Source organism: Acidobacteriota bacterium (assembly GCA_004299485.1).
Taxonomy (GTDB): Bacteria; Acidobacteriota; Terriglobia; order Terriglobales; family SCQP01; genus SCQP01.
The window spans coordinates 44,014-67,165 of the sequence record SCQP01000012.1 but is presented as its reverse complement, the minus strand read 5'-3'; the positions used below and the strand labels follow the sequence as shown (position 1 = coordinate 67,165).

At 65.8% G+C, this 23,152-nt stretch carries 21 protein-coding genes; 8 read left to right on the top strand and 13 right to left on the bottom strand.

The features are described from left to right. Positions 1-192: 192 nt before the first annotated feature. From EPN33_08400 to EPN33_08385, 4 genes are all read right to left on the bottom strand, one after another. Positions 193-1,503 carry a redoxin domain-containing protein gene (locus EPN33_08400; protein TAN22280.1) on the bottom strand — a complete coding sequence of 437 codons (1,311 nt, stop codon included), beginning with the start codon at positions 1,501-1,503 and terminating at the stop codon, positions 193-195. Positions 1,504-1,626: 123 nt separating this feature from the next. Further along, on the bottom strand, positions 1,627-2,523 hold the full coding sequence (locus tag EPN33_08395) for a ParB/RepB/Spo0J family partition protein (protein TAN22279.1): 897 nt from the start codon (positions 2,521-2,523) through the stop codon (positions 1,627-1,629). Continuing rightward, positions 2,486-3,277 (bottom strand): ParA family protein, encoded by a 792-nt coding sequence (locus tag EPN33_08390; GenBank protein TAN22278.1) that lies wholly within the window; start codon positions 3,275-3,277, stop codon positions 2,486-2,488. The genes EPN33_08395 and EPN33_08390 overlap by 38 nt, the downstream gene beginning before the upstream one ends. A gap of 467 nt (positions 3,278-3,744) precedes the next feature. Continuing rightward, positions 3,745-4,512, bottom strand: a complete 768-nt coding sequence (locus tag EPN33_08385) for a hypothetical protein (GenBank protein TAN22277.1) — start codon at positions 4,510-4,512, stop codon at positions 3,745-3,747. Positions 4,513-4,610: 98 nt separating this feature from the next. Here EPN33_08385 and aroF point away from each other — a divergent pair, with 98 nt between their 5' ends. From aroF to EPN33_08355, 6 genes are all read left to right on the top strand, one after another. Then, the gene (aroF, locus tag EPN33_08380; protein TAN22276.1) at positions 4,611-5,726 is read left to right on the top strand and encodes a 3-deoxy-7-phosphoheptulonate synthase; all 1,116 of its coding nucleotides are present in this window, start codon (positions 4,611-4,613) and stop codon (positions 5,724-5,726) included. A 5-nt stretch (positions 5,727-5,731) separates the two neighbouring features. Further along, complete coding sequence (locus EPN33_08375) at positions 5,732-5,917, top strand: hypothetical protein (GenBank protein ID TAN22275.1); 186 nt, start codon at positions 5,732-5,734, stop codon at positions 5,915-5,917. Then, positions 5,914-6,606: an outer membrane lipoprotein carrier protein LolA gene (locus tag EPN33_08370; GenBank protein ID TAN22274.1), complete on the top strand. Its 693-nt coding sequence runs from the start codon at positions 5,914-5,916 to the stop codon at positions 6,604-6,606. The genes EPN33_08375 and EPN33_08370 overlap by 4 nt, the downstream gene beginning before the upstream one ends. A 216-nt stretch (positions 6,607-6,822) precedes the next feature. Then, positions 6,823-7,977, top strand: a complete 1,155-nt coding sequence (locus tag EPN33_08365) for a DNA polymerase III subunit beta (GenBank protein TAN22273.1) — start codon at positions 6,823-6,825, stop codon at positions 7,975-7,977. Between the two features lie 196 nt (positions 7,978-8,173). Next, positions 8,174-10,621 carry a DNA topoisomerase (ATP-hydrolyzing) subunit B gene (gyrB, locus tag EPN33_08360; protein ID TAN22272.1) on the top strand — a complete coding sequence of 816 codons (2,448 nt, stop codon included), beginning with the start codon at positions 8,174-8,176 and terminating at the stop codon, positions 10,619-10,621. Between the two features lie 299 nt (positions 10,622-10,920). After that, positions 10,921-11,418 carry a hypothetical protein gene (locus EPN33_08355; protein ID TAN22271.1) on the top strand — a complete coding sequence of 166 codons (498 nt, stop codon included), beginning with the start codon at positions 10,921-10,923 and terminating at the stop codon, positions 11,416-11,418. A gap of 67 nt (positions 11,419-11,485) precedes the next feature. On the opposite strand, the gene EPN33_08350 is transcribed toward EPN33_08355, so the two are convergent. Continuing rightward, on the bottom strand, positions 11,486-11,848 hold the full coding sequence (locus tag EPN33_08350) for a type II toxin-antitoxin system RelE/ParE family toxin (protein ID TAN22270.1): 363 nt from the start codon (positions 11,846-11,848) through the stop codon (positions 11,486-11,488). Then, complete coding sequence (locus EPN33_08345; protein ID TAN22269.1) at positions 11,772-12,074, bottom strand: type II toxin-antitoxin system Phd/YefM family antitoxin; 303 nt, start codon at positions 12,072-12,074, stop codon at positions 11,772-11,774. The genes EPN33_08350 and EPN33_08345 overlap by 77 nt, the downstream gene beginning before the upstream one ends. A gap of 389 nt (positions 12,075-12,463) precedes the next feature. Between EPN33_08345 and EPN33_08340 the strand changes: the two genes are divergently transcribed. Further along, positions 12,464-15,634: a glycosyl hydrolase gene (locus EPN33_08340; GenBank protein ID TAN22268.1), complete on the top strand. Its 3,171-nt coding sequence runs from the start codon at positions 12,464-12,466 to the stop codon at positions 15,632-15,634. 6 nt (positions 15,635-15,640) lie between these two features. Here the strand turns inward: EPN33_08340 and EPN33_08335 are convergent, their stop codons facing one another. Genes EPN33_08335 through EPN33_08325 form a run of 3 tightly spaced genes read right to left on the bottom strand, consistent with a single transcriptional unit; the run spans position 15,641 to position 19,009 of the window. Beyond that, entirely contained in the window at positions 15,641-16,066 is a 426-nt protein-coding gene (locus EPN33_08335; GenBank protein TAN22267.1) for a type II toxin-antitoxin system VapC family toxin, read from the bottom strand. Further along, on the bottom strand, positions 16,066-16,341 hold the full coding sequence (locus tag EPN33_08330) for a plasmid stabilization protein (protein ID TAN22266.1): 276 nt from the start codon (positions 16,339-16,341) through the stop codon (positions 16,066-16,068). The genes EPN33_08335 and EPN33_08330 overlap by 1 nt, the downstream gene beginning before the upstream one ends. Positions 16,342-16,363: 22 nt before the next feature. Beyond that, complete coding sequence (locus tag EPN33_08325) at positions 16,364-19,009, bottom strand: serine/threonine protein kinase (GenBank protein TAN22265.1); 2,646 nt, start codon at positions 19,007-19,009, stop codon at positions 16,364-16,366. Between the two features lie 41 nt (positions 19,010-19,050). On the opposite strand from EPN33_08325, the gene EPN33_08320 reads away from it, so the two are divergent. Next, positions 19,051-21,423 (top strand): FtsX-like permease family protein, encoded by a 2,373-nt coding sequence (locus tag EPN33_08320; protein ID TAN22264.1) that lies wholly within the window; start codon positions 19,051-19,053, stop codon positions 21,421-21,423. A gap of 6 nt (positions 21,424-21,429) precedes the next feature. Here the strand turns inward: EPN33_08320 and EPN33_08315 are convergent, their stop codons facing one another. The 4 genes from EPN33_08315 to EPN33_08300 form a co-directional block, all read right to left on the bottom strand. After that, positions 21,430-21,999, bottom strand: a complete 570-nt coding sequence (locus EPN33_08315) for a hypothetical protein (GenBank protein TAN22263.1) — start codon at positions 21,997-21,999, stop codon at positions 21,430-21,432. Beyond that, positions 21,996-22,244, bottom strand: a complete 249-nt coding sequence (locus tag EPN33_08310; protein ID TAN22262.1) for a hypothetical protein — start codon at positions 22,242-22,244, stop codon at positions 21,996-21,998. The genes EPN33_08315 and EPN33_08310 overlap by 4 nt, the downstream gene beginning before the upstream one ends. A gap of 7 nt (positions 22,245-22,251) precedes the next feature. Continuing rightward, the gene (locus EPN33_08305; GenBank protein ID TAN22261.1) at positions 22,252-22,638 is read right to left on the bottom strand and encodes a hypothetical protein; all 387 of its coding nucleotides are present in this window, start codon (positions 22,636-22,638) and stop codon (positions 22,252-22,254) included. A 93-nt stretch (positions 22,639-22,731) separates the two neighbouring features. Beyond that, positions 22,732-23,124 carry a hypothetical protein gene (locus EPN33_08300; GenBank protein ID TAN22260.1) on the bottom strand — a complete coding sequence of 131 codons (393 nt, stop codon included), beginning with the start codon at positions 23,122-23,124 and terminating at the stop codon, positions 22,732-22,734. Positions 23,125-23,152 lie beyond the last annotated feature (28 nt).

Genomic DNA, 23,152 nt, shown 5'->3' with positions numbered 1-23,152 from the left:
GCCTGCGGCTTTGACATCAGGAAAAGCCGCACGCATCTTCCGCGCGTTTGCCGAGGCCGCCGATGGCGGCAGCTCGGAGGAGCCCTGAGCGCCAGCGGGCGGACCCTGCCGGGAATCGAAGCCCGCACTCCAAGCGACCATCGGGAGCGACCAGGGCAAAAAGTGGCGAGCCACACTCGCCCTGCTGCTCGATTAATTCGCCGCCGTCGCGTCGCTGGCTTTAAGCGCGCGCTCGATGGCGGCGTGCAGCGTGGCCACAAACGTGCCCGGAATGAAGCCCGACTGCCGGTACACCACCAGTCCCTCCGGGTTGAGAATCATGGTCGTCGGCAGAGATTCCACCCCCAGAAACGCGCCCAGTCCGGCGTCGAGCCAGGTGGTGTGCTTCCAGTGCTGAGTATCGAGGAAGGGCACAACCCGCGAACGCTCTTCGTCCTCGTTGATCGCAATAAAGGTCACGTCGTGATTATTTGCAAACTGCCCCGCCACCTTCGCCAGCAGCGGGTGCTGCACCTTGCAGGGACCGCACCAGGTCGCCCAGAAATCCAGCACCACCACCTTGCCCTTTTCCTGCGTGAGGCTGTGCTTGGCGCCATCGAGCGCGGTCAGCACGAACTGGCCCGCCGTGGTGGCATTGGCGTTCGCCTCGGCATTGGGATGCAGCGTCTGCTGCTGCTCGGCATCGCGCGCGGCCACATCGCCGAACCGCTGCAGGATCAGGTCGCCAAACCCCACCCGGCTGCCGTTGTGGATCTGGGCGTAGAGCCCGCCCGCGGTCTGCTCCAGCTTGGCGCGCTCCGGGATCGTCTGTCCCGGCAGCGCCAGTGCGAGCGCATACGCATCCACCGCTTGCGGAAGTTTTCCTAGCGCCACATAGACATCCCCTAAGTGCTGGGCCGCCTCCTCCGTCTGGCTCTGCTGCAGGCTGGCCACCAGAAATTTCTCCGCCTGCGGATACTGCCCCAGCGCCTGCGCCGCCGCTCCCTGGAACAGGCCGGCCAGCGAGCGCAGCCGCGCCATGTCCAGCCGCCAGCGCGCCGGTCCCATCGACTTCGGCGGCGTTTCCTGCGTCTTGGCCTCAACCATCCGGGCGAACGTGGCGGCCTGCGCCGCCGTCTGCTGCTTATGGGCGGCGTCGGTTTCGAGCAGCAGCAGATTCAGGACCTTGACCCGTTGCGCAAGGTTGCCAGGGTCAAGCTGCTCCAGCTTTAAGTTATAGACCAGGATCAGGTTATCGTCGTTGAGCGCGACCGCGTCCTGGATGACGGCATTATAAACGTCGCCCAATTCCGGCGCTTTCGGGTACTGCTGCGCGAAGGATTCCAGAGCGCGAAGCTGTTGCCCCGGCTCTTGAATCTCCAAAATGGAGGCCAGCTTATCCTGCCGTGCCTGTTCGGTTGGGACCGGGGCGGAGGTCTGGGCCCCAAGCGGCAGAATCAAGATAGTAAACAGAACGAAAGGAGCAAGGAGGCGTGACATCAGCAATTGCCTCCATTCTGGCATAACGCGGGAACTAGGAGGCGCCCTGAGCGCCAGCGGGCGTCCATTGCCGGGAGCGACGCTCGGCCACAGCCCGACCACCGGGAGGGCGGCTCCAACAAGAGGTGGCCGTGCCACAAAGAACCCTCAGGAATGGGTCAGCCGCTCAAACAGCCGCTGAAACTCATCCAGCGACGCGTAATTGACCACGATCGCGCCCCGGCCACGCGGTCCCGGCTTGAGCTCCACGCGCGTCCCCAGCGCCCGCGCCAACTGTAGTTCCGCTTCGCGCTCGTTAGGATCACGCACCGGCGCCGGCTGGGCCGGTGCAGGCGGTGCTTGCAGCTTGGCGACATGCTGCTCCACGCGGCGCGCCGGCCAGGCTTCCGCGGCGATTTTCCGCGCCAGCTCGCGCTGCGTCTCCGGCGCCAGCGCCAGCAGCGGCCGCGCCTGCCCGGGCGTAAGCTTGCCGCTCCGAACCAGCTCGACGACATCCGCCTCCAGTCGCAACAATCGCAGGAAGTTAGCCACCGTCGCCCGGTCTTTTCCGCTGACGCGAGCAATGTCCTCCTGCGTCATTCCAAACCGCTGCGCCAGGTGCTGAAACCCCGTAGCCTGCTCAATCGGGTTCAGATCCGCGCGTTGGAGGTTCTCGATGATAGTCACCTCCATCGCTTGCAGATCAGGCAGTACGCGCACAATCGCCGGAATCTGCTCCAATCCGGCCTTTTTCGCCGCCCGCAGGCGTCGCTCGCCCGCAATCAGCTCAAATTTCTGCCCCTTTGGACGCACCAGAATCGGCTGTAGCACCCCTTGCGTGCGAATGGAGCTGGCCAACTCCTCCAGTTCGGTCTCATCAAACTGCCGCCGCGGTTGGTGGGGATTCGAGTCAACCAACGCGACCGGAATTTCGCGCAAATCACGGTCGTGGGCTGGGGCTGTCTGCGTCGCTGCAGCAGCCGCTGCCGGCCGCGCCAGCAGAGCATCGAGACCGCGGCCCAGCGCTTTACGCGGGACTGGCGGCGGTGAAGCGGGTTTGTTCACGTTGAATCACCTCATGGGCTAGTTGCAAGTAAGCTTCGGCGCCGCGCGAGCGCAAATCGTAGAGTAGTGCAGGCAAGCCGTGGCTGGGAGCTTCGGCCAGCCGAATGTTGCGCGGAATGGCGGTGGCAAACACCCGATCGCCGAAGTGCGCCCGCAGGCTGTCGGCTACCTGTTTGCTCAAATTCGTGCGCTCATCGAGCTGGGTAAACAGCACCCCGGCGATTTCCAGCTCCGGATTCCAGTTCTGCTGCACTGCCTCAACCGTCCGCACCAGTTGCGCCACCCCTTCCAGCGCAAAATACTCGCACTGCATCGGCACAATCAGGGCGTGTGCAGCCACTAAGGCGTTTAAATTCAGCAGGTCGAGCGCTGGCGGGCAATCGAGCAGAATGAACTGGTAGCGTGGCGCCAGCGGCGCCAGGAGCTGCCGCAGCCGCAGCTCGCGCTCAGGTTCATTGACCAGCTCGAGATTGAGGCCGACCAGGTCCCGGCTCGAGGGGATCAGATCCAGCCCCTCCATCGCCGTCTTAACGATGAGGGAGGCTGCATCGGCCTCCCTGCGCATCCCCTGGTACAAGCTTGGCCGCCCCTCGTCCGGCGGCACGCCCAACCCGCTTGAAGCGTTGGCTTGGGGGTCGCAGTCCACCAGCAGGGTGGCGACTTCCGCAGCGGCGAGCGAGGCGGCAAGATTGATGGCAGTGGTAGTTTTGCCTACGCCGCCCTTTTGGTTCGTAATCGCCAGCACGCGAGCCATGGCGATGAGTGTAGCGCACCGTATTTCAGTTTGTCAGTACATCAGTTGGCGGCAGCTCGGAGGAGCCCTGAGCGCCAGCGGGCGGACCCTGCCGGGAATCGAAGCCCGGGCTCCAAGCGACCATCGGGAGCGACCAAGGCAAAAAGTGGCGAGCCACTTTTCAGTTCGACCGGGCGAGGGAGAAAGTGTTTCACGTGAAACATGGGTCCAGCCAGCGCCCCAGTCCGCGCGGCGCCTCCTCCCGGCCGTTCTCAGTCAGTCAGCCGGCCGCTGGAGTGTTTCACGTGGAACACTCCCCAGAGCACAACCAGTGGCGGCAGCTCGGTGGAGCCCGGAGCGCCAGCGGGCGGACCCTGCCGGGAATCGAAGCCCGCACTCCAAGCGACCATCGGGAGCGACCAGGGCAAAAAGTGGCGAGCCACCCCTGATATGGCCTGGCCTGCCGGTCGCGTGCCCGCCCGCGCGGGCTACACTCCCGCCGGTTTTTGCGCCAGCACGAGGCCCCGGCTGTGCGCTCCCGGCAGCGCCTCAAACGCGCCCCAGCGCCACGCCGGATACTGCCGCCGCCACTGTTCCGCCCGCTCCCTCGTAACCCAAAAAGCGGCCTCGGCCTCCGGGTCCAACCAGCGCCCCAGCCAGCGCGGCGCCTCCTCCATCCCCTCCAGTGCCCGCACCGTCACCAACGCCGCCCCCGCGATCGGCGTGCGTTCCCCGCGTGGCGGCTGCCGCGCTACAAACCGGTTCTCCACCCTCACCCGCCCCGCCAACCCCAGCTCCGCAACCGCCTCTTCCAGAAATACCGCCTTCTTGTGCGTTGCTTCTACTAATGTAGTTTCTAGTTCTGGTCGCACCAGCGCCAGTACCAGCCCCGGAAATCCCGCCCCCGACCCCAGGTCCACCACCCGCCCACCCGTAAGCGCCCACACGCGGCAACTTGGAGACGCCCTGAGCGCCAGCGGGCGTCCGTTGCCGGGGAGCGACGCTCGGCCACAGCCCGACCACCGGGAGGGCGGCTCCAGCAAGTGGTGGCCGTGCCACAATCGCAGCAGCGCCACCGATTCCCCCACATGCCGCCGCACCAGCACTTCCGGTTCGATCGATCCCACCAGTCTTACCCGCCCCTGCGCCGCCGCCACCAGCTCCAGATAGCGTGCCAGCGTTGCCACCACCTCCTCGCCCGGCTCGCAGCCATACTCCGGCAACCACCGTGCCAGCAACCCCTCGAAAGAACCCATCCCAGCAGCCTACCCCATTCCCCCGAGCGACGCGGTCCGCACCCCACGACGACCCCGCCGGACGAGCCTTTTACTGACCAACTGATAAACTGATAAACGTGTTAATCGTCATGCAGCCGGCCGCCACCGAAGAGCAAATCCAGGCCGTCTGCGCACGCATTACCTATCTGGGCATGCGCCCGCACGCCATCCCCGGCGCGCAGCGCACGGCCATCGGCATCACCGGCAATCAGGGCCCGGTCGAGCCGGCGGCCTTTGGCGAAATGCCCGGCGTGGCCGAAGTCATTATCGTCACCAAGCCCTACAAGCTCGTCAGCCGCGAGTTGCGCCCCGACACCACGGTTATCTCTTTCCCCGGCTACGCCGCCACCATCGGCGGTCCCGATTTGGCCATCATCGCCGGCCCCTGCGCGGTCGAAACCCGCGAGCAAACCTTCGCCACCGCCGCCGCCGTCGCCGCCGCCGGCGCGCACTTTTTCCGTGGCGGCGCCTTCAAGCCCCGCACCTCGCCCTACTCCTTCCAGGGTCTGGAAGAAGACGGCCTCAAGATCCTCGCCGAAGTCCGCGATCGCTTCGGCCTGCTCATCGTCACCGAAGCCATCGACGAACGCTCCCTCGATCTGGTGACCCGCTACGCCGACGTCATCCAGATCGGCGCGCGCAACATGCAGAACTATTCGCTCCTCAAGTGCGCTGGCCGCGCCTCCAGACCCGTGCTCCTCAAGCGCGGCCTCTCGGCGACCCTCGACGAGCTCCTGCAGGCCGCCGAATACATCATGGCGGAAGGGAATTACCAGGTGGCGCTGTGCGAGCGCGGCATCCGCACCTTTACCGACCACACCCGCAACACCCTCGATCTCAGCATCGTCCCCGCGGTCCAGCGCCTCAGCCATCTGCCCATCCTCGTGGACCCCAGCCACGGCACCGGCAAGCGTAACCAGGTCACGCCCCTCGGCCGCGCCGCCATCGCCGTCGGCGCCGACGGCCTCATCATCGAAGTCCATCCCAAACCCGAAGAAGCCCTCAGCGACGGCATGCAGTCGTTGTACCCGGAGCAATTTGCCGCACTGATGCAGTCGGTCCGCCAGATCGCCCCCATCCTCAACCGCACCGTAATGAAGCCGCTGCCGCTGCTGCGCAGCAGCAGCGGCACCCTGCGAAGCGCGCAGCGCGAAGCAGGGTCCCATACGTCCACAGCCACAATAGAGTCTTAGCGTTCATGGACCTCGGCCGCAAAATCGCCTCCTTTATCTGGTGGAGCTACCCGCGCGGCAGCCTCGAGTACGACATCATGGTCGCGGTGATCCTGGCCTTCATCTTCCTCTCGCCGCGCTCCTGGTTCCATCATCCTCCGCACCCCCACACCGCCATCACGGCCCGGGTTGCAACCCCAGCCCATCGATGAAGCGTGTCCTCACCGCGGCCGCCGCCGCCCTGCTCAGCATCTCTCTGCTCGGCCTTGCGCCCCCGCAGTCAACCTGGACCCTCCCCCAAGTCCTTGACCATCTCACCGCCGCAGCCCCAAAAATTCATTCCCTCCAAGCCGCCGCCGCGGTTGTGGACTACACCGCCCTGGTCGACGAAGCCGACCACAGCTCCGGCAAGCTCTACTTCGAGGCGCACGGTCCCCGTTACGTGCTGGACCTCATCCAGCCCCGCGCCACCGCCAAGAAGCTCCTCTACGTCGATCACACCGCCTACGTCTACACCCCCAGCGCCAAGCAAGTCATGAAGTACCCCCTGGGCAAAAATCCCGCGGGGATCGACCAATACCTCTTGCTGGGCATGGGCGCCACCGGCGCCGACCTGACCCGCGCCTTCACCGTCACTCTCGACGGCCCCGTCCAGCTCAAGGGCAAGGTCACGGTCGAACTGACCCTGACGCCCCGCTCCGACAAGCTCAAAAGCAAGATCACCCGCCTCGACATCTGGTACAACCCCCGCACCTGGATCGGCGTGCAGCAAAAAATCTGGCAGCCCGGCGGCGACTACCACCTCCTGACCCTGTCAGCGATCAAGCTCAACCCCAAACTGAGCGACCCCCTGTTCTCCACCTCCTTCCCCGGCGCCACCGTCATCACCCCGCATTTCTAAATCGCGGGCTCCCACCCGGGCTTCGCCCGGGGGCCCGCTCTCTAAGGCCGCCAAGCCGCTGCGCCGGGGGCCCCTACGCCCCGGCTCCGCTCCTTCCGCCCGCCCCCACTCCCTCTTCCCTCTCCCCTTTTCCCTCCCCCCTCTTCCCCGTCCCCTGACCCCTGTTCCCTTGCCCTTCCCCCTGCTACAATCAGAGGGTTTTCGAGGGGGGCAGCCATGGAAATCACCGTCCGCAAGTTCGACCTGTTGAAAGAACTGCTGCTGCTGCAAGGCGCGGTGGAGCGCAAGACGACCATCCCCATCCTCGCCAACATCCTGGCCGAGGCCACCCCTGAAGGCCGCCTCCTTTTGGCCGCCACCGATCTCGAGCTCGGTCTGGAAACCGCCTGCCCCGCGACGGTAAAAAAGAGTGGCGCCTGCGCCCTGCCCGCGCGCAAGCTGCTCGACTACGTCAAGCTCCTGCCCGACGCCACCATCACCCTCAAGCGCCTCGAAAACCACTGGGTCTCGCTGCGCTGCGGCCGTGCCAACACCCGCATGGTGGGCATGTCGCGCGAAAACTTCCCCGAGCTCGCCGCCTTTCCGCCCTCCGGCGCCCTCACCTTGCCCGCCGGCCCGCTCAAAATGATGATCGCCAAAACCGCCTTTGCGGTGGCGACGGAAGAATCCCGCTACACCCTCAACGGCGCCCTCATGGTGCTCAAACCCGCCTCCCTCGGCCTGGTCACCACCGACGGCCACCGCCTGGCGCACATCGTTCAGGACGGCCTCACCCTCACCGGCGTCACCGCCGAAATCAAAGCCCTGGTGCCCAAAAAAGCCATGGGCGAGCTGGCCAGCATGCTCGACCGCGTCAAGGATGACGCCCAGGTCGAGTTCGCCCAGGACGACACCCACCTCTACTTCCGCGTCCCCAGCGGCGAAGCCGAAGCCGGAGCCGACGGCGCCACCCGCCTCCTCAGCGTGCGCAAACTCACCGGCCAGTTTCCCAACTACGAAGCCGTTCTCCCCAAGGCAAACCTCCACTCCGTCTCCTTGCGCCGCGACGAGTTCGCTGCCTCCATCGCCCGCGTCGCCCAGTTCGCCGACGAGCGCTCCCACGCCATCCGCATCCGCGTCGAGTCCGGCAAGCTGGTCCTCACCGCCTCCAACAGCGACATGGGCGAGTCCGAAGAAGAGCTCGATATCGCCTTCGAAGGCGACGCCGTCGTCATCGGCTTCAACGCCCAATACCTGCAGGACTTCCTCCAGGTCGTGGACACCGAATCGGTGCTGCTGGAGTTCAAAGACGAGTCCTCCGCCGCCCAGCTCCGCCCCGGCGACAGCGACGGTGCCGAGTACCGCTACGTCGTCATGCCCATGCGCATCTGACGCGCCCCGAAAGTCGCTGCAAATCACTGATTTTCCATATACTTAGCACTTGGCAGAAACGCCTCTCCGTGCTATTCTGGTAGTGCGCATTTTAACGCTTCCGCACTCCAGCTCCTGGCTTGGGTAGCGACTTCCGCCCGCCTCGCTCCCGAGCCTTTACTGAATACTGACGACTGAAAACTGAGAACTACACCTCGTGAGTACCAAAGAACCCCCGATTCTCGACAGCGCGCTCGCCGACGCCGACGACTACTCCGCCTCTTCCATCAAAGTCCTGGGCGGCATGGAAGCGGTGCGTTTGCGCCCCGCCATGTACATCGGGTCGACCGGCGAGATGGGCCTGCACCACCTCGTCTATGAGGTGGTGGACAACTCCGTTGATGAAGCCCTGGCCGGCTATGCCGACCACATCGAAGTCACCATCCACACCGACAACTCCATCACCGTGGTTGACAACGGCCGCGGCATTCCCGTCGATACCATGGAAGTGGACGGCGAAATGCGCGGCGCCGCCGAAGTGGTGATGACCAAGCTCCACGCTGGCGGCAAGTTCGACGCCTCCAGCTACAAAGTCTCCGGCGGCCTGCACGGCGTGGGCGTAAGCTGCGTCAACGCGCTGTCGGAAACGCTCGATCTCGAAGTCTGGCGCGACGGCTTCACCTGGACGCAGTCGTTCGCGCGCGGCGAAATCCTCGCACCCATCAAAAAGGCCGGCAAGACCAGCAAGCGCGGCACCAAAATCGACTTCAAGCCCGACCCGGAGATCTTCTCCGTCACCGAGTACAACTACGACACTCTCGCCAACCGCCTGCGCGAGCTCAGCTTCCTCAATCGCGGCCTCAAGATCATCCTGCGCGACGAGCGCACCGAAAAATCCGCCGAGTTCCAGTACTCCGGCGGCATCACCGAGTTCGTCAAGCACCTCAACCGGGGCAAGCAGGTCTTGCACGACAAGCCCATCTCCATGGAGGGCTCGCGCGAAATCCCCGGCGGCACCCTGCAGATGGAAGTCGCCCTGCAGTACAACGACAGTTACTCGGAAGTGCTCTTCAGCTTCGCCAACAACATCAACACCGTCGATGGCGGCACCCACCTGTCCGGCTTCCGCAGCGCCCTCACCCGCACCATCAACAATACCGGCCAGGCCCTGAACCTGTTCAAGGACCTCAAGGACAACCTCACCGGCGACGACGTGCGCGAAGGCCTGGTCGCCGTCATCAGCGTCAAGCTGCCGCAGCCCCAGTTTGAAGGCCAGACCAAGGGCAAGCTCAACAGCGATATCAAGGGCCAGGTCGAGGCGCTCATCAATGACAAGCTGGGCGAGTACTTCGATCACAACCCGCCCGTCGCCCGCAAGATCATCCTCAAGGCCGTCGACGCCGCCCGCGCGCGCGAAGCCGCCCGCAAGGCGCGCGACCTCACCCGCCGCAAGGGCGCGCTCGATTCCGGCGGCCTGCCCGGCAAGCTCGCCGACTGCAGCGAGCGCGATCCTCAGCGCTCCGAGCTGTTTCTGGTCGAGGGCGAATCCGCCGGCGGCACCGCCAAGCAGGGCCGCGACCGCCGCTATCAGGCCATCCTGCCGCTCAAGGGCAAAATCCTCAACGTGGAGAAGGCGCGCTACGACAAGATGCTCGGCCATGAAGAGATCCGGGCGCTGATCACCGCCCTCGGCACCGGCATCGGCCCCGCCGCCGGCGACCTCGACTACGCCAAGCTGCGCTACGCCAAGGTCATCCTCATGACCGATGCCGACGTGGACGGCAGCCACATCCGCACTCTGCTGCTGACCTTCTTTTTCCGCCACATGCGCATCCTCATCGAGCGCGGCAACGTCTTCATCGCCCAGCCCCCGCTCTACCGCATCAAGAAGGGCAAGAGCGAGCAGTACATCAAGGACGACAAGGAGTACGTCAGCGTCATGATGCGCCGCATCACCGAAGACCGCTCCCTGCGCTACGGCGAAGGCGGGGCGGAACTGAAGGGCGCGGCCCTGACGAAATTTCTCGTCGCCCTGAGCGAGTACTACCAGCACTTCGACAAAGCCGACCGCAAGCTGCGCTCGCCCGAGCTGACCCGCCTGGTGCTCGAAGCCGGCCTGGAGAAGAAGTCCGATTTCGAATCCCCCGACAAGCTCCGCGCCCTCGCCGCCCGCTTCAAGGAAGCCCCCGGCGTCGCCAGCGCCACCGCCGTGCTCGACGAGGAGCACGATCTCTGGGAGCTGCGCTACAAGGACCGCAATCAGCTCGAGCACGTCGTCAACGCCGAGCTGGCGCTGCTGCCCGAGTTCAAGCAGGCGGTCAAAGTCGGCAAGACCATCGCCGAATTCAACCACCCGCCCTTCCTGCTCACCGATGGCGAAGCTGAGCCCCATAAACTTGCCGACGGCCGCGCCCTGCTGGAATCGATTCTCGAAGAAGGCAAACGCCTCTTCAGCGTGCAGCGCTACAAGGGCCTGGGCGAGATGCGCGCCGACCAGTTGTGGGATACCACCATGGACCCCGCCACCCGCTCCCTGCTCGCCGTCAAGGCCGAAGACCTCGCCGCCTGCGAAGAAATCTTCTCCACCTTAATGGGCGACGAAGTCGCCCCCCGCCGCGAGTTCATCGAAAAGCACGCCCTCGACGTCAAAAACCTCGACATCTGAACCCGCCCATGAAGCCGGTTCCGCGCGACCGCTGGACGCTGTACCGGGACAGGGCCGACGCTTACTATCGAGCCAGAGGCCGCCTCCGCACTCCGCACCCTTTGCGGTCAGGCCAAAGCCAGCGGCGTTGCCCATCTCGAGAAGCTCGTACGCAACAAAACCGACTGGGAATACGGCGAACGCGTGGTCGCACCAGACGAAATTGATCTGGCCTACAATCAGGCAGAGAGATTTTACGCTTGGGTCAACAACGCCTTTGATCTCAGCGCTGCCTTGCTGCCATGAACATGAGCGCCTTAATGACCGTGGAGGAGAAAAAGCGGCTGCACTCGCCCAAGCACGAAGAGCGCCGTGCAAAGGCGGCAATCGCCGAATGGTTGCGCCGATTTTTAATCGTTCCCAATATCTATTTCGACGCCGCCTGGCAGCCCAAGCGCACTCTCGACGTCCTCGCCATCGACCGCGCTGGCTCCGGCGACGTTCACGCGGTTGAGGTCAAGGCCGTTTACACCCACAACGATCTGGTGCAAGCGCGCAAGCTCCTGCTCACCACCCCCGCCAACTATACCTGGCTCGCGCTGGTGGCCGAACCCGGCGTCGAACTCCCCGTTCCGCCTCTCGCCCTGCTTAACCCCGGCGGCATGGGACGCATCGGCCTCATTCGCATCGAACCCGGCCCCGGCGAAAGCCCCGTCGCCTCAATCCAGTACAAAGCCGAGCGCTTCGCCGGTTCCCTCTACGACCGCGCCGACCGCTTCACCAAAAAGCACAAGCCCGACCTCCAAACCCGCCCCTAACGGCCGTCCCTCGCGCTGCCACGCCGCCCGAAATCGGCTCCGTACTGGCTCGACCGAAACCGCAGATCTAACCCGCGCCTTCCGGCCACTCCCGCGCGCCGTGCCGGATATGCATTACGAGGACGGTCGTGTCGCGAAGCTCGAACAGAACACGATAGCGGCCTCGGCCGTGCCCATACACGAGTTGCCGCAACCCGTCACCTTCCGGCGCCTGCGCACACCGCTCCGGAAACTCCTCCAGACTCAGCACCGCATCCCGCAGGCCCCAGTACCACCGCTCTGCCGCCGCCGATTCCCCCGCGCCGATCTGGCGGTAAATCCGCCGCAGGTCCTGTTTGGCCCGCTCCGCCAGCTTAACGGCGTAAGCCATGCTCGGCTTCGAACTCCGCGAAGAATTCGCGCGCGTCCCGCACCCGCCCCTGCGCCACATCCTCGCGGCCTTGCCATATCCCCTCCGCCACGTCCGCCTCCGCGGCCAGATCCCGCAGCCGCTGATATTCCGCCGCGTCCTGAACCACCGCCGCTACTTTCCCGTTCACCGTTAGCACTAGCGGCCGCTTCGTCCGCCGCAGCCGCTTCAAATACTCCGCCGAGTTCCGCCGGAACGCCGTCAGCGAATCCTGATCCTCGCGCAATTGCACTCTCCGCTTCGCCATCGCTCACCCCCTCCGATGCTAGCACGCACCGCCGCCAGACCCTCGCCATCCTTCAACTAGCGGCGGAAGCTGGCATAGAGCTCGCGATACTCGCGCGCTCGCTTCCGCTCCGCGCTGCGGCTCAAAGCGAGACCCCAAATCATCACGGTTGCGTAATAGCCGCACGCCACCCACAGCGGCCACCACGATTTTGTGACGAACAGCGCCACCATCGTCAGCACCAGGACCACCATGTCCTCATCCTACCTCGCCGCCAGCACGCCCAACGCCCCGATGGCGCACCCCCGCGCCCCAGTCCTTGACTTCTCCGGCTGCCCCGAAGTACCATCGGCCCCGCCACTCACCTTGTTCTGCAGAGCTTTCCGGGTGCGGTGGCCGGAGGCAAACTCATGCGGCGGTTAGCAACGAAGTGCGCGGGCGCTCTGCTCGCTTTCGTACTGGTGGCTGGCGTTCTGGGCGGACAAGCCCTCCAAAAAGATAGCCTGGCGGGCATGAAGTACCGCCTCATCGGTCCCTTTCGCGGCGGCCGCGCCGAAGCCGTCACCGGCGTCATCGGCAACCCGAGCGAATGGTACTTCGGCGCCGCCGGCGGAGGCGTCTGGAAAACCGACAATGCAGGCCAGTCCTGGCGCCCCATCTTCGACCATGAGCCCGTGTCTTCGATCGGCGCCATCGCCGTCGCCCCCTCCGATCCCAACATCGTCTACGTCGGCACCGGCGAAGAATGCTTCCGCGGCGACATCTCCTACGGCAATGGCATGTATAAGTCTCTCGACGGCGGCGCTACCTGGACCCATATCGGCCTCGACGACTCGCGCCACATCGCCCGCGTGCTCATCGATCCGCACGACCCCAACCGCGTCTTCGTTGCCGCCGAAGGCCACGCCTTCGGCCCCAACGCCGAGCGCGGCATCTTCCGCTCGCTTGACGGCGGCAAAACCTGGCAGAAGGTCCTCTACGTCAACGACCAAACCGGCGCCGTCGATCTGACCTTCGACGGCAACAACCCGCACGTCCTCTTCGCCGCCATGTATCAACAGGTGCGCAAGCCCTGGACCTTCATCGGCGGTGGCCCCGGCAGCGGCCTATACAAGTCCACCGACGACGGCGCCACCTGGAAGCATCTCGAGGGCCACGGCCTGCCCTCCGGCATTCTCGGCAAGATCGGCGTCGCCGTCTCGGCCGCTGATCCCAATCGCGTCTATGCCCTCATCGTCGCCCACAAGGGCTCCGGCCTCTACGAGTCCAACGATACCGGCGCCACCTGGCACTTCATCACCGGCGACCATCGCTTCCTCGAGCGCGCCTTCTACTACATCCACGTCTTTGCCGACCCTCACGACGCCAACACCATCTGGATCCTGAACACCTCCACCTACCGCTCCACCGACCAGGGCAAAACCTGGCAGACCGTGCATGCCGGCCACGGCGATTGCCACGGCTTCTGGATCAATCCCGCCAACTCCCGCTGGATGATCGAGGGCAACGACGGCGGCGCCACCATCAGCACCGACGGCGGCACCACCTGGTCGACCCAGAACAACCAGCCCACCGCCCAGTTCTATCACGTCGCGACTGATAATCAACTGCTCTACTACGTCTACGGCGCCCAGCAGGACAACACCACCGTCGCCATCGCCAGCGCCACCAATCACGGCGCCATCGGCCCCGGCGACTGGTATCAGGTCGGCGGCGGCGAGAGCGGCTACGTCGCGCCCGAACCCAAGGGTCAGATCGTCTACGCCGGTGGCAACTACGGCATCATCACCCGCTGGGATAAGGCCACCGATCAGGCGCACCTGGTCACGCCCGACCCGGTACTCATGGATGGCTCCGCCGCGGCCGACCAAAAATACCGCTTTCAATGGACCGCGCCCATCGTCTTCGATCCGCTCGCGCCCAACACCCTCTACATTGGCGCGCAGGTGCTGTTCCGCTCGACTGATAACGGCCAGCATTGGACGGCCATCAGCCCCGATCTCACCCGCAACGACAAAAGTAAACAGCAGATCCCGGGCGGCCCGCTCCAGCACGACAGCACCAGCGTCGAGTTCTACGACACCATCTTCACCATCGCGCCTTCATCCATCCAGCACGGTCTGATTTGGGCCGGCAGCGACGACGGCCTCATCCACATCACGCGCGATGCCGGCGCGCATTGGACCGACGTAACACCGCCGGGCCTGCCAGCTTGGTCCAAAATCAGCCTCATCGAAGCTTCGCCCTTCGCCGCCGGCACCGCCTACGCCGCCGTGAACCGCAACAAGAACGACGATCTCGCGCCCTACATCTACCGCACCCGCGACTTCGGCGCCACCTGGACGAAGATCGTCAACGGCATCCCCGACGGTTCCTACGTCCACGCCGTGCGCGAAGATCCCAAACGCCAGGGCCTGCTCTACGCCGCCACCGAGACCGGCGTCTACGTCTCCTTCAACGATGGCGATCAATGGCAATCGCTGAAGCTGAACATGCCCACCGTCTCGATCCGCGACCTGGCCATTCACGATGACGACCTCGTTGTCGCCACCCACGGCCGCGCCTTCTGGATTCTTGACGACCTCAACCCACTGCGCCAAATGTCGGATGCCGCGCTCACCGCGCCCGTGCATCTGTTCAATCCCCCTCCCGCCTACCGCTTCCACGGCGGCAGCGGATTTTTCGGACGCAATCCCACCTCCGGCGCCAACCCTCCCGCCGGCGTCATCCTCGACTACGAGCTGCACGCGGCGCCGTCAGGCAACATTTCGCTGGAAATCCTCGATGCGAAAGGCACCGTGATTCGCACCTACTCCAGCAAGCCTCCGGCTCATCCGCCCCATCCGCCAACGCCCGGCTTCGGCCCGCCGCCGGCACGGCTTCCCAAAAAAGCCGGCCTGAACCGCTTCGTCTGGAACCTCCGCTATCAGACGCCGACGGCGCTGCCCCACGCCGTGTATGACAACGGCCCGCCGGTCGGCGTCCTCGCTCTGCCCGGCCATTACGAAACGCGCCTCACGGTTGATGGCCAGACCTACACCGCTCCCATCACCGTCGTCCCCGATCCGCGCGTCCACACGTCCATGGCCGATCTCGAAGCCCAGTTCAATCTGGCCACCGGCCTCTGCAAGCTCATCACCCTCGATCACTCGACGGTCCTCGAGATGCGCTCCCTCGACGCGCAACTGAAGCTCCTGGGCACGCGCCTGGCCGCCGATCCCAGCCCCGCCGTCAGCGGTATCACCACCGCCGCCAAGGATATCGGCACGAAAATGACCGCCCTCGAAGGCAAGCTGGTATCGCTCGAATCCACCGCCGACGAAGATCAGCTCAACTACGGCAACATGCTCAGCAGCCAGTTGTCGTATCTGGAAGGCGGCGTAGAAGACGGCGACACCGCCCCCACCGCGGCCGATGTGGCGCTGGCCGCGCAGTACCGCACCCAGCTCGACCAGCTCTCCTCCCAGTGGCGCTCCCTGCTCTCGACCGACGTCGCTCACCTCAACGACCTCATGCGCCAGGCCCACATCCCCGCCCTCGGCGTCACGCCACCCCGCGCGGACCCGCCCGCCCGCCGCTGAAACGCGCTATCCCTGCCCCTCCCAGGGATCAAGAATGTCCACCCCGCACGGCTCGAAGTGACGCGCGTTGCGCGTCACCACCGTCGCTCCGTGCACGCGCGCGATGGCGGCAATCATCATATCGGGGGCCTCGATCGGTGTCCCAGCCCGCCGGCACTGCCCAAATAAAACGGCATATTCGGCCGCCGCGGCGCGGTCGAAGGGCAGCACGTCCCCGGCGAGCCTGCGCTCAAACAACAATCGCGCGTCCCGTTCCAGCGCTTGCCGGCGCCGCCCCTCCGGCATAGCGGCAATCCCAGCCAGCACCTCCGCCTCGCACACTGCCCCGGTCACCACCCGTTCGCGCGCAAAGATTTCACGTAAACGCAGCACCTCAACCGGCAGCACCGGCTGCATGAGAGCGGAAAGCATGTTGGTGTCGAGCAGCAGCACTATTTGTCCGGCTCGAAGGTCGGCGGCGGACGCCAGGCAGTGCGCGGCGGAATCTCGAGCTCGATGCCCCCGTACTTGGCGAAATGTCGGTGCATCCAATCGAAAAAATGCTCCTTCGGCTCGCTGCCCGCGCCCACCGAATCGGCCAGCACCGCCCGTGCCTCGGCCTCGAGCGATCGCCCATGCTCGGCCGCGCGCACCCGCAGCTTCCGCTTTACCTCTGGCGCCAGCCCGCGCACCAGAATGCTCGCCGATTTCTTCTTTGCCGTCGCCATAATACCGATGACATCAATGATATCACCGGCGCCGCGCGCCCGCCGGCTGCGCTTCGATCAGCGACGACTTTAAGCGGGAGACGCTGTAGGCGTAGTAGCGGCCATCCGGTGTGATCTCCACCTTGGGGGCCTTCGTCACCCCTGCTGGATCCGCCGGCGTCACGCTCAGCACCGGCGTGCGCTTGCCCGTGGCGCTGTCCAGCGCCACAATCGTCGCCGTAATCCCGTGGTTGACCTGCACGTACAACTTGCGCCCGTCAGCCGACCAGCCTACCGCCCGCTCGCCCGTCGCCAAACTCCAGGGCAACAACCGCGGTGCGCTCCCACCCGCCGATCCCGGCAGCGGGTACATATACCACTTGTGGTCGGCCGCGCTTTTCATGGGAACGCCCACGCCGCCCGGCGCCGGTGGCGCCCCCTGGAACACCGAGCCGCTGAACACTTCCGGCTCGCCATCGAGTTGGTCATTCTTCAGTCGCTGCAAGTAAGCCCGTGCCTGGCCATTCTTCAGGCCGATCAGGATCACGCCTCGCCTGCCGGGCACGAAGAACCCTGTCAACAGTCGAAACTCTTGGGAAGGCACCGTCGTCATCGCACCCACACCGGTGGGCAGCAGCTCGAACTTGGCGTTCGCTCCTCCCAATAGGGCTGCCAGAACGTACTTTCCGTCCGGCGACACGCTCTGCGGCGATCCATCGCCCAGCCGCACCGCCGGCCCGCCGTCGGTGGGACGAATGTAGGCAGAAAGCGCTGGTCCGCCACCCACTCCGCATTCGCAAAACACCACCTGCTTGCCGTCGGGCGTAATCGCGTCCACGGTGCTCCAGTCCTGCCACGTCAGATCACGAACGCCCGCATCCCCCGGAAAGTGCCCCAGCATCTGCTCGCGCCAATCATCGCGCGCGAGCAGCATCTTTCCGCCTGGCTCCAGATCCAACAATTGAATGGACGACGGGTAGCGCTGGACGACGCGATCCTTTCCCGCGAGAGTGATTTCCTGAATGGCATTGGCCGAATCCTCATGCCGCGTCCCGGCCACCTCTACCGCGCGGCCATTCGCCTCCCAGCTCAACCCCTCCACCGACGCAAACCCCTGCGCCAGCACCCGCGGCTGGCCTCCCGCTGCCGCAATGACCTCTACACCTCCGCCATCGGCACTAATGTTGGGATAAAACAGGAAGGCAATCGACCGCCCATCGGGAGAAAACCGCACAGGCCCGATAAACGCTCCCAGCGGCGCCTGCCACAGGATGTGGCCGAGCGGGTATTCCAGTTGCACCCGCACCCCGGCTTGACGCACCACCGCCAACTGCCCCGCGGGCGAAAACGCCGCTGCAAACGCATCGTTCGCCACCGGCCGCGCCGCTCCGCCCGAAGCCAGCGCCAGCGTGCCCTGGCAGCCCGTAAAAAATGTGGGCGTGCAGTTCTGGATCACCGCCAGTTGCCCCGTGCTCGAGACATCTGCCAGCGCTCCCGGCACGCCCAGCGCCCGCGGCCGCTCATCGCCCGCGCGCAGCTCAAAAATCTCCGGCGCCCCCCCATCCCACGCCGCCGAGTACATCACCCCGCCGCCTGGCTCGTAGCGCGCGTTGTTGATCGTCCCCTGCCGGAAGGTGAGCTGCGTAAACTGCATCGGCGCCGCGTTCCCCCCTCCGCGCGCAAACCACCACGTCGCCGCCGCCGCAATCACCACCGCCGCCGGCGTCACCCACCAAACCCACCGCCGCCCCCGTCCCCTTTTCCCTTTTCCCTCTTCCCGTTTCCCTTTTCCCTCTTCCCTTTCCCCCGCCCCCTGGTCCCGGATCCCTGACCCCTGCTCCGTCGCGTTCTCCAGCGCAAATGCCAAATCCTGCGCGCTCTGCAACCGCCGCTCCGGCGCCTTCTCCAGACAGCGTTCAATAATCCGCGTCAGCGCCGGCGGCAACTCGCGATCCGAGCTCCCCAGCTCCGGCGGCTCATCATTGAGAATCGCCGTCAGCGTCTCGACGCCGGTAGCCCGCTTAAACGCCCGCCGCCCGCTGGCCATTTCATACAGCACCGTCCCCAGGCTGAAAATATCCGACCGCGCGTCGGTCGCCTCGCCCCGCGCCTGCTCCGGCGCCATGTAACCCACCGTTCCGAGCACCGCGCCCGGCGTCGTCGCCGCGGCAATCGTCGGCGCCTCCGGATCGGCCAGCGCGCTCACCCCCGCTCCCGCCTTGGCCAAACCAAAATCCAGAATCTTGACCCGGTCATCTTTGGTAATAAAGATGTTTTCCGGCTTGATGTCGCGGTGCACGAATCCATGCGCATGCGCCACCGCCAGCCCATGCGCAATCGCCGCGCCGTACTCCGCCACCTTCCGCGGCCCGATGCGCCCAGACTGCAGCCGTTGCCGCAGCGACTGTCCCTCCAGCAGCTCGGCCACCAGATACGGCTGTCCTTCGTACGCGCCAAAATCGTAAATCGCCAGAATATTGGGATGGTTCAGCGCCGCCACCGCCCGCGCTTCCTGCTCAAACCGCGCCAGCCGGTTGGCGTCGTCCGCAACCCCTGCGGGCAGCAGCTTCAGCGCCACCGCCCGCTTCAGCCGTGTATCCTCGGCCCGATACACTTCCCCCATGCCTCCCGTCCCAATGAGGCTCTCGATGCGGTACGGTCCCGCCACGATTCCGTTTGCGAGCGGCATCGCCCTACAATAGCAGGGAAAACCAGCCGCAGGGAGTCGCCATGCAGATAGAAGCCCGCATGTTCCGCGAGAGCTGGCGCAGCCTCAGGCGCGCTCCCGCCGTCAGCCTGGCCGCGCTGCTCACCCTGGCCATCGGCCTCGGCGTCAGCTTCGCCATCTTCAACGCTCTGTACGCAGCGCTCTGGCAACCGCTGCCGTATCCCCACAGCGACCAGTTGGTCACCATCACCGGCGCCTACGGCACACAAATGCACGGCCTGAACGTATCGCAGCCTGCCATGCGGCAACTCGCCGATCATAGCCCAACCCTCGCCGGCGTCGGCCTTTATTCCTGGGACATCGGCGTCATCACCGGCCATGGCCCCGCGAAAAAAGAAAGCGTGCTGCAGGCCGCGCCCAGCCTATTTCGCGCGCTCAGCATCGGCCCCAGCCAGGGCCGCGCCTTCAACGCTGCCGACACCCGTAAAGGCGCCGAGCCCGTCATGATCGTCAGCGCTCCCTTTGCCCGTCAGCGTTTCGGCGCCGCCTCCGCCCTTGGCCAGACCCTCGCTTACAACGGCATCCCGCACCGCATCGTCGGTGTCGTCTCGCCCGATTTTTCAAGCTTCCTCGGCGGCGGCAACCGCCTTGATATTTTTCTGCCGCTCCCGCCCGATACACGCATGTTCGCCGGCAGGTATGGCGCCATCGGACGCCTCCGCCCGGGCATCACGCCCGCCGCCGCCACCCAGCAAGCCTCAGCGCTCGCGGCGCGCTTGTCGCAGCAATATCCCCGGTTGCGCAGCAACCTGGGCCCGCTGTCGTTTGACGTGACCAGCCTCGCGGCGGCGAACCGCGACCTCGGCGCGGTCCCGAAACTACTCGAAGGCGCCGCGCTGCTCCTCCTGTGGTTGGCCTGCGTCAACGTCGCCAGCGTCCTGCTCGCCCGTGTCACCGTTCGCGGGCAGGAGTTCGCTATCCGCCTTGCCCTCGGGGCTTCCCGCGCCCGCCTCCTGCGCCAAATTCTCTTTGAAGGCCTGGCGCTCGGCACCGCCGGGGGCGTGCTCGCCTGGTGGATTGCCTGGGCCGCCCTGCATGCCACGGCCGGTCTCCACCTGCCCTATTGGATGTCGACCTCCGCGCCCTCCGGTTCGCCCGCCCCGCTTCTGTTTGCCGCCCTCATCAGCATCGCCGCCGGTCTGCTGTGCAGCCTCCTCCCCGCCTGGCGCGCCGCCCACAGCCTCGCCGCCTCGCAGCAATCCGCCCTCGCACCCCGCCGCCTGCGCGGCAGCGTGATTGCCTTTGAAGTCGCCCTCGCCCTGGTGCTCGCCGTCTCTTCGGCCTTGCTCATTCGCACCGTCATGCAGCTCGAAGCACGCCCCTCCGGCTTCAACCCCAATCACTTGCTCACCGCCCAGGTCATGCTCCCTCAGAAGCAGTTCACCGCTTCCAGCAACGCCGCCTCGAACCTGCTGTATACGCAGATGCTCGACCGCGCCCGCGCCCTGCCCGGCGTCGAATCCGCCGCGCTCGCCAGCATTCTGCCCTATACCGGAACCATGTTTACGACCGCCCTGCTCGACGGCCACGACCGGCAAATGCAGTTGGCGATGATTTCCCCCGGTTATCTCCGCACCATGCAGATCCCGCTGCTGCACGGCCGCGCCTTCGCCGCCACGGACACCGCGAATGCGCCCGGCGCCGTCATCGTGAGCCATCGGCTGGCCTCGCAGTGGTGGCCAGACCAGAACGCGCTCGGCAAGCAGTTCAATCTGCACTGGGCGGGTCGCAAGGGCCCCTGGACGGTGATCGGCATCGCCCACGACGTCCACGAAGACAATTCTGGTCCGCTTTCCGCCGCTGGCCGCGCCTACTTCTCGCGCGTGCAGTTCCCCCAGAGCGGCTACAGCCTGGTGCTCCGCGCCCACGGCGATCCCGCCGCGCTCACCCCACCGCTACGCCACCTGGTCGCCGCACTCGCACCCAACGCTGTTTTCACCCCCCAGACCATGACCGGCATCATGCAAGGCGAAATCTCGAGTCAGCGCTTCCTCGAGCTCGTGCTCGAGCTCGCCGCCCTGCTCGCCCTCGCGCTCGCCGCCATTGGCATCTACGGCACCGTCAGCTACTGGGTCAGCCAGCGCACCCAGGAAATGGGCGTCCGCCTTGCCCTGGGCTCCTCCCGCGCCGGCGTCACGTCGCTGGTCATCGGCCGCGCCCTGCGCTGGGCCGTCATCGGCGCCATCGTGGGCGGCGCCGCCGCCTACGCCGCTGGCCGCTCGCTCGCCACCCTCCTCTACCACGTCTCCCCCGGCGACCCCGCCAGCCTCGCCATCGGCATTGCCATCCTGCTCGCGGTGGCTCTCCTCGCCGCCTGGCTCCCCGCCCGCCGCGCCGCCCGCGTCAACCCCGTGGAAGCCCTCCGCCACGAGTGAGACCACTCAAGCGAGCGCTCGCTCCAGCAGATCGCCCACCCCGGCCTCGCCCGCCTGTGCGCCCAGATACCCGCGGTCCAGCCGAGCACCTTGCACGCGTACAATCCCCAGAACATCTCGCCACTGCCGATCCGAAATCTCTCCCCCTGCCCGATACCACAGCAGCTTCTGCAGCAGGATGTCCTCGGGCGTACAGACGTACGCATATCCGTCCGGGCTGGTCAGCCGCACCCGCTGCCGCCGCTCCGCCTGCAACCGCTCAAAGGCAGTGCGAATCGCAAAAAAATCGACTTTGACGCTGGTGGCAATGTGAATGGCGTTGAAGCTGATCCTTGCCCGCAGCGCTGCCCGGGCGGCATCGCCATCCAAGTAAAAATCCGGCCCGAGCGCGGCGGTCAGCCGCACGAGCGCCGACTCGCTTAGCTCGACCGCGATGTCGATATCCAGCGTCGAACGTGGTTCCCCCGCGATCGAGCTCGCCACCGAGCCCCCAATGACGTACCGGATTCCGCTCGCCTCCAGCGCGGCGGCCACTTGCACCGCGATCCGCGGCGTATCGTCGGCCTGTGCGTTCATGCCGGCCAGTCGATCTCCGGATAGGCCTTGCGCGCCAGCGCCGGGCCCAGCGCCAGCTCAGCCACCCGCAAAAACACTTCCCGCTCCCCCGCCTCCGGAAACCGCATTCGCACGCCGGTGCCCGCAAGCTGCAGCACGCTCGCGCGCAGCATGCCCACCAGCCGCAGCTTTTCCGCCGCCGTCATCTGCCGCCAGCGCTCAATCTGGCGCTGCTCCATCTCCGGGCTCGTATCGCGCGACAGCATAGCTGCATTATAGGCACTTGATCCGCGTCGCATCGGTACCTCCGAGATTGGAACTGCCAGCACGCCGCCGAAATTCATGAGGCCAACGCTCTGGTCGCCGATATCGGATAACGAGCTTCGCAACCATCGCCAGCTCCTTGGCGAGTTCTTTATGGCGCACATCGGCATCATCACCGCCGGGCCAGCCGGTGATGGCGCTATGTCGCTCGAACCCGACGTCGTCGCGCGCCGCACGCAAGCTGACACCCCGGACGGCAGCAACCGGTAGGTCGGCACGACCGCGCACCTGGGTGCGGCCCGTGCTCACGCTCAACGTGTGCTGGCCGACAGCCCAGACCTCCTCCTCGGCCAGGCCGAAAATGTGAGCCACCGAAACCTCGCCCTTGCGCGGCATGAATTCCCGGTGTGGCACCGGCGACCGCAACTGCTTCGCGTGGTGCAGATAGCGGGTAGCGAGACCAGCCGCGCCGAGCTCCCAGGGGGCACGCTACGCACGCTGCAGTTCGGCAAGGATCGAAACGATGCGCGAAGGCGCTGAGCCGAAGAAATAGGTCGTGCCGCCGAGCCGCTCCAAGCCCTGCCGGCTCGCAAAATTGATTCGCCCGACGCCGTCAATGCTGGCTACCAGCCAGCGGTCCGGTCCGAAGTTCCAGTCAAACGCGGGCTCGCCATTAGGTTCCGTCGAAATATCGGGCCGTGGTCCCCACGGCAACAGGGCGGTGACTAGCCGCCGCGCTTGAGCATATCCGGCGGCAGACATAGGCTCGTCGCCGTCGTCAGACCAATCGGGAACTGAAGCGTCGGTGCGAGCTTCCTCGAGCTCCTGCAGCGTCGCGCCGAGACTGGCCGTCGGCGCCCAATGCACCAGGGCGTTGCACAACAGCGACGCCAGTTCATCGGCCGCGTAG

Coding starts and splice junctions, on each gene's coding strand:
- EPN33_08315 (TAN22263.1), bottom strand. CDS start 21,999: ATGAACGCACAGGCCGACGATACGCCGCGGATCGCGGTGCAAGTGGCC.
- EPN33_08325 (TAN22265.1), bottom strand. CDS start 19,009: ATGCCGCTCGCAAACGGAATCGTGGCGGGACCGTACCGCATCGAGAGC.
- EPN33_08390 (TAN22278.1), bottom strand. CDS start 3,277: ATGGCTCGCGTGCTGGCGATTACGAACCAAAAGGGCGGCGTAGGCAAA.
- EPN33_08355 (TAN22271.1), top strand. CDS start 10,921: ATGACCGTGGAGGAGAAAAAGCGGCTGCACTCGCCCAAGCACGAAGAG.
- EPN33_08350 (TAN22270.1), bottom strand. CDS start 11,848: ATGTGGCGCAGGGGCGGGTGCGGGACGCGCGCGAATTCTTCGCGGAGT.
- EPN33_08370 (TAN22274.1), top strand. CDS start 5,914: ATGAAGCGTGTCCTCACCGCGGCCGCCGCCGCCCTGCTCAGCATCTCT.
- EPN33_08345 (TAN22269.1), bottom strand. CDS start 12,074: ATGGCGAAGCGGAGAGTGCAATTGCGCGAGGATCAGGATTCGCTGACG.
- EPN33_08305 (TAN22261.1), bottom strand. CDS start 22,638: ATGCCGCGCAAGGGCGAGGTTTCGGTGGCTCACATTTTCGGCCTGGCC.
- EPN33_08365 (TAN22273.1), top strand. CDS start 6,823: ATGGAAATCACCGTCCGCAAGTTCGACCTGTTGAAAGAACTGCTGCTG.
- EPN33_08330 (TAN22266.1), bottom strand. CDS start 16,341: ATGGCGACGGCAAAGAAGAAATCGGCGAGCATTCTGGTGCGCGGGCTG.
- EPN33_08320 (TAN22264.1), top strand. CDS start 19,051: ATGCAGATAGAAGCCCGCATGTTCCGCGAGAGCTGGCGCAGCCTCAGG.
- EPN33_08310 (TAN22262.1), bottom strand. CDS start 22,244: ATGCTGTCGCGCGATACGAGCCCGGAGATGGAGCAGCGCCAGATTGAG.
- EPN33_08340 (TAN22268.1), top strand. CDS start 12,464: ATGCGGCGGTTAGCAACGAAGTGCGCGGGCGCTCTGCTCGCTTTCGTA.
- EPN33_08385 (TAN22277.1), bottom strand. CDS start 4,512: ATGGGTTCTTTCGAGGGGTTGCTGGCACGGTGGTTGCCGGAGTATGGC.
- EPN33_08400 (TAN22280.1), bottom strand. CDS start 1,503: ATGCCAGAATGGAGGCAATTGCTGATGTCACGCCTCCTTGCTCCTTTC.
- EPN33_08375 (TAN22275.1), top strand. CDS start 5,732: ATGGACCTCGGCCGCAAAATCGCCTCCTTTATCTGGTGGAGCTACCCG.